This is a genomic window from Streptomyces silvae (assembly GCF_016745505.1).
Taxonomy (GTDB): Bacteria; Actinomycetota; Actinomycetes; order Streptomycetales; family Streptomycetaceae; genus Streptomyces; species Streptomyces silvae.
Map to the genome: position 1 here is coordinate 1 of NZ_JAERUC010000062.1, position 4,810 is coordinate 4,810.

Annotated in this window: 3 protein-coding genes; all 3 read right to left on the reverse strand. The window is 74.2% G+C overall.

All coding sequences use genetic code 11. From position 1 onward, the window contains the following. Positions 1–99: 99 nt before the first annotated feature. Complete coding sequence (locus tag JKV81_RS08000) at positions 100–690, reverse strand: lytic polysaccharide monooxygenase auxiliary activity family 9 protein (RefSeq protein WP_099172784.1); 591 nt, start codon at positions 688–690, stop codon at positions 100–102. A 178-nt stretch (positions 691–868) separates the two neighbouring features. Continuing rightward, a complete protein-coding gene (locus JKV81_RS08005) occupies positions 869–3,280 on the reverse strand; it encodes an SPFH domain-containing protein (protein WP_236055737.1) in 2,412 nt (803 codons plus the stop codon). Positions 3,281–3,334: 54 nt separating this feature from the next. Continuing rightward, positions 3,335–4,609, reverse strand: a complete 1,275-nt coding sequence (locus tag JKV81_RS08010) for a peptidoglycan-binding protein (protein WP_202075263.1) — start codon at positions 4,607–4,609, stop codon at positions 3,335–3,337. Positions 4,610–4,810 lie beyond the last annotated feature (201 nt).

The following is a 4,810-nucleotide window of genomic DNA, read 5'->3' on the forward strand; positions in this document are numbered from 1 at the left end:
TCAGCGGGTCCGGGGTTCGAGTCCCTGACGGCGCACAGACACCACAGTGGGCGGTCTCCTTCCGGGGAGACCGCCCACTGTGCTGTGTGCCGCGCAGGATCAGAACTTCACGTCGGAGCACGCGTAGAACGCGTTACTGGTGTCCGCGACGTTCCAGACGGCCAGGATGATGTGCTTCCCGGTCTTCTGGGTGGGCATGGTGCCCTGGTGGGTCAGGGTGGCCGGAGGCTGCTGGTTGCCGTACGGCACGGTCATGAACGGCTGCGACTCCAGCGCCGCTCTGGTCAGCGGCTTGGTGGAGTCCCAGCCGTTCTTGGTGATGTAGTAGCGGAAGTCGCTCGTGGAGTGCCGGGCGGTGAACTGCCAGCGGAAGCTGTAGCCCTGCCCCGCGGTGACCTGGGTGGCGGGCCAGTTGCCGCCGCGCGGGTCGTCGAGCTGAGCGAATCCGCTGTTCCCGCCGGCACAGATCTTGCCGTCCGCCGGTCCTGCCGCCGGGAAGCCCTTGGGCCCCTCGACGCTCTGCGGCTCCCACTGGATGTTGCCGCAGCCGGTGACGGTGCCGTTGGCGCAGAGCTTCTGCCGGCTGATGGGTGAGTCCGTGTAGCCGTGACTGCTGGCGCTGCTGGTCGCGAACATGGAGACGCCCGCTATCGCCAGGCCGATGACGGCCGCGCTTGCCCTTTTCCGCATGCTGTGTCGCTCCTCGAGAACGTGGGGGATGTTCTGGGGATGATCCGAGCTGTCGATCCGAGCTGTGCTGCGCGCATCTGTGCGGTCTAGACCAAGTCCAGATTATTGACGCGGCATGAACATGTCCAGACCAATGTGGGCCGGGTTTCAGCACGCCGTCCGGTGCGCGCGGAGGCGGTCAGGCCCCTTCCCCGCCGCTGCGGCCGGTGTAGAAGGCCACCGTCAGATCCCTGACCAGGGCCTTGTGTTCGTAGGTGTCGAGCTCGACGATGCCGCGCGCGGTCAGCCGGCCGACGGTGTCGTCCACCGCGTCGACCACGGAGGTCAGCACCCCGTCCCGGTGCTTCGCGTCGATGGCCGCCACCCGGCACCGCTGCATCGCGGCCGCGACCTCGGGGGCGTACTCGATCACGGTCGGCTGGGCGGAGTAGATCTCGATGCCCGCGGGCGCGCAGTCCGCCTTCAGCATGCGGGTCAGCGCGTCGCCCACCGCCTCCGCGTCGCGCAGGGTGCGGGTGGTCTCCTCCAGGAAGGCGTCGGCGGGCAGCTGCGAGAGGACCCTGGCCAGGGCGGCCTCCACCTGGTCGCGCAGGTACCCCTCGTGGTCGGCGACCCCGAGCGCGGCCCGCGCGGTGTCCTTCACCCGCCAGACGACAAGGACCACGGCCCGCAGCGCGGTACCGCTCGCGTCCACGGCGGCGAGCGGCTCACTGCGCCAGTGCCGCAGACGTACGTCGATACGGCGGCGGCCCAGGAGCGGGGAGATCCAGAGGAGCCCGGTGCGCCGGACGCTGCCGCGGTAGTCGCCGAACAGCGTCAGCACCGAGGCGTGCCCGGACCTGCCCCGGCCGAGGCCGAGCAGCGCGAACAGGGCCACCGCCACGACCAGCGCGAGCAGCGCCCAGACCCCGGTGCCGATGCCGTCGTACGGGCGGTCCGCGAGCCCGAACCGGGCGGTCACCGCGGCGGGCAGCGCGCCCTGCCACCACAACGCGGCGAGCCCGGCGGCGGCCACCGCCGAGGCGGTGGACAGCGCGGCCCAGCCGGGCAGCACGGGTCCGGGGCGCTCGGTGAGCCGGGGGTCGGCGAGGGGCGCGGGCCGGGCGGGCGCCTGCTGTGTACGACGGGAGCGCGGCAGGGGCGGGCGGCGCTCGCCGGACCGCCGCGCGGTGCCGCCCGGGGCGGCGGTGGGGCTGCCGCCCTGGTCGTCGTCGCGGAAGAGCAGATGGACGGGGATGGGCGCGGTGGTCTCGGTGGAGATGACGGGCTGCCTGCGCCCGGCCCCCCACCAGGCGACCGGGTCGGCGGCACCGACGGTGAGCGTCACGGGCGCACGCTCACCGTCACCGCCGGGCGGGACCGCCCCGGCCACCCCGTTGCCCGGGCCGGGGGCGGTCGCCTCGTCGGAGTCGTCCTCGACGCGGACTCCGCTGCCCGGCCCCGCGTCGGCCTCGGACTGCGGCTCCGGCTGCGGCGTCACCGGCTCGGGGTCGCGCGCCAGGTCCGGGGCGGGGTCCGGCGCCCCGGGGGCGTGCGCCAGGTCCGGGTTCAGCTCCAACGGCTCGGGGGCGCGCGCCAGGTCCGGGGTCAGGACGAGGGGGTCGGAGTCACGCACCGGGCCGGGGTTGAGGCCCAGCGGCTCAGCACCGCGCGCCGAGTCCGGGTCCGGGTCCATGCTCAGCGGGCCAGGGCCCCACGCCGGCCGCCGGCCCAGCCCGACCGGCTCAGCACCGTGCGCCTGCTCCGGGTCCAGGTCCTGCGGGCCCAGGCCACGCGCCACCTCTCGGCCCAGACCGACGGGCTCGGCACCGCGCGCCGCGCTCAAGTCCAGGTCCATCGGGCCCGGGTCACGCGCCGCGTCCAAGTCCAGGTCCAGCGGCCCCGGGTCACGCATCGGCTCCCGGTCAGGCCCCGACAGCCCGGCCGCACGCGCCGCGTCCGGCCCCGGGTTCACCCACTCAGCACCGCGCGCCGTCTCCGGGTCCAAGTCACGCGGGTCCAGGCCACGCGCCACCTCTCGGCCCAGGCCGACGGGCTCAGCACCGCGCGCCTCACCCGCGCCCGGGTTCACCGGCTCGGCACCGCGCGCCGCGCCCCGGTTCAGGCCCGGCAGTCCAGCGCCCCGCACCGGCTCCGCCTCGGCGGCCGGGTCCACGACCGGGTCCGGGTGCGCGGCCCGGTCCAGCGCCGGGTCCGCTGCCGGGGCCTGCGCCTTCGGGGCCCGTACCGGAGAGGACGCAGGACCGTCCCCCGGGCGTACGTCGAGGCCCGGTTCCAGCTCCGGGCCCGGGCCCGGGATCGCCGGCGCGGACGCCGGCTCCCACTGCGTGCGCGGGCCGGGACCCAGGTCCAGGCCGAGGCCCGGGACCAGCGGTCCGCCGCCGCCCGGCGCCGCCCGGCCCACCCCGGCGACGGCGTCCAGGGCCGGACCCAGGTCCGCCGGGATGTCGTCCTCCACAGCCGGAGCCGCACCCGCGGCCCCCGTGTCCTCGGCCCGCGCCTGCCCCACACCGGGGCCGGGCACGATCACCCGCGTGTCCCGCTCGCCCAGCTCGTCCCACTCGCCCCGCACGTTCTCCGTTGATCGCATTCCCGCCTCCGTCATGTCCCTGCGGTCGTCATGTCCGTACCGTCGCTTCACCCGTCACGCGAAGAGCCGGCGCCATGTCTCCGGCCCCGGGTATCCGTCCGCCGCGCTCCCGCTCCAGCCCTGCGCGCGCTGGAACGCCTGGACGTTGCGGCGGTCCGCCTCCGTCCAGCGCGGTCCGGGACCGGTCACGTAGTGCGTGCCGTATCCCTTCTTCACCAGCTGCGTGCCGAGCCGCTGGACGTGGCTGCTGGACTGTCCCGGCTGGAAGAAGCTCCGCCCCGGGTAGGCCACGGTCCCGCTCGGGGCGGCGGCGGGGATCCTGTGCCCGGTGCCCTTGAGCAGCAGGCTCCAGGTGTCCGGGCCGGGGATGCCGTCCGCTTCCTTGCCCTTCCACCCCTGCGCCAGCTGGAACGCCTGGGTCGCCCGCTTGTCCGCGTCGCTCCAGCGCGGCCCCGCGCCCTGCGCGTAGAAGCGCTTGCCGCCCTGGGCGATGAGCAGCTGGCCGAGCCGGGTCACGTGCGCGTTGTCGGCGCCGGGGCCGAACTTCGCGGCGCCGGGGAACGTGGTGGCCGACCCGCTGCCGCTCGCTCCGCTGACGATGCCCTTGTAGCGGTAGGCCACGTACTTCGAGGAGTTGCTCCAGTACGCCATCGGCGTCGTCGCCGCCCGCGCGTTCGGCCGGGTCTGCTCGTACGCGAGGTAGTGGCTGTGGGTGTGGTCCGTCCAGCCGCCGAAGACCGTGACGTGCGACCCCACCGCGGGGTCGGCCAGGTTGCGGAAGAGGAGGATGTCGCCGGGCTGCAGGTCGGCGCGGGCGATCTTCGTCCCGAAGGCGGCGAGGCTGCCGGTCCACTCGTTGCTGCCGAGGTTCCAGGCCATCGACACGAAGCCCGAGCAGTCCTGCCGGTAGCCGTCCGACCAGTACGCCGCCATGTCGTACGGGACCTTCGCCGAGACCCACTTCTTGGCGCGGTTGATGATCTCGGTCCGGGTCGTCGTGCGCGCCGCCGTGTCCGGGGCGGAGGGGGGACCGGAGGCTCCGTCGCTGATCAGGGGGCCCACCTGGCCCTGGGGGGTGACCGGCTGGGGGTCGGTCACCGTGCCGCCGCGGGTGTCCCGTCCGGCGGCGGTGGCGGCGGCCTGGCCCGCCCCGCAGGACAGGACGACCCCCGCCGCGGTGACCAGCACCATCGCCCGCCGCGCACCGTGGGCGGCGGGGTGGCCGCCGTAGCGCACGGGCAGGGCCGCGGCCGTACGGCGCCGCTGCGCGCAGCCCGGACACCCGCAGTCGGCGGCGGGTTCGTACTCCTCGAAGACCGGCACAGTCATGCGACTCCTCTTCCCCTCGGCAGTCGTCCAGATCTTCCACATCTCAACTTTCCAGGCATATCTCATGGTGACGGACTAAAGGGAAAAAACGACCATCCGACAGGCCGGACCGGAGAGGAATTGGTCAGGAGCACCCTCGGACATCGGGTAAAGTTCTCCAGGTCAGCAGGCGCCGTTAGCTCAGTTGGTTAGAGCAGCTGA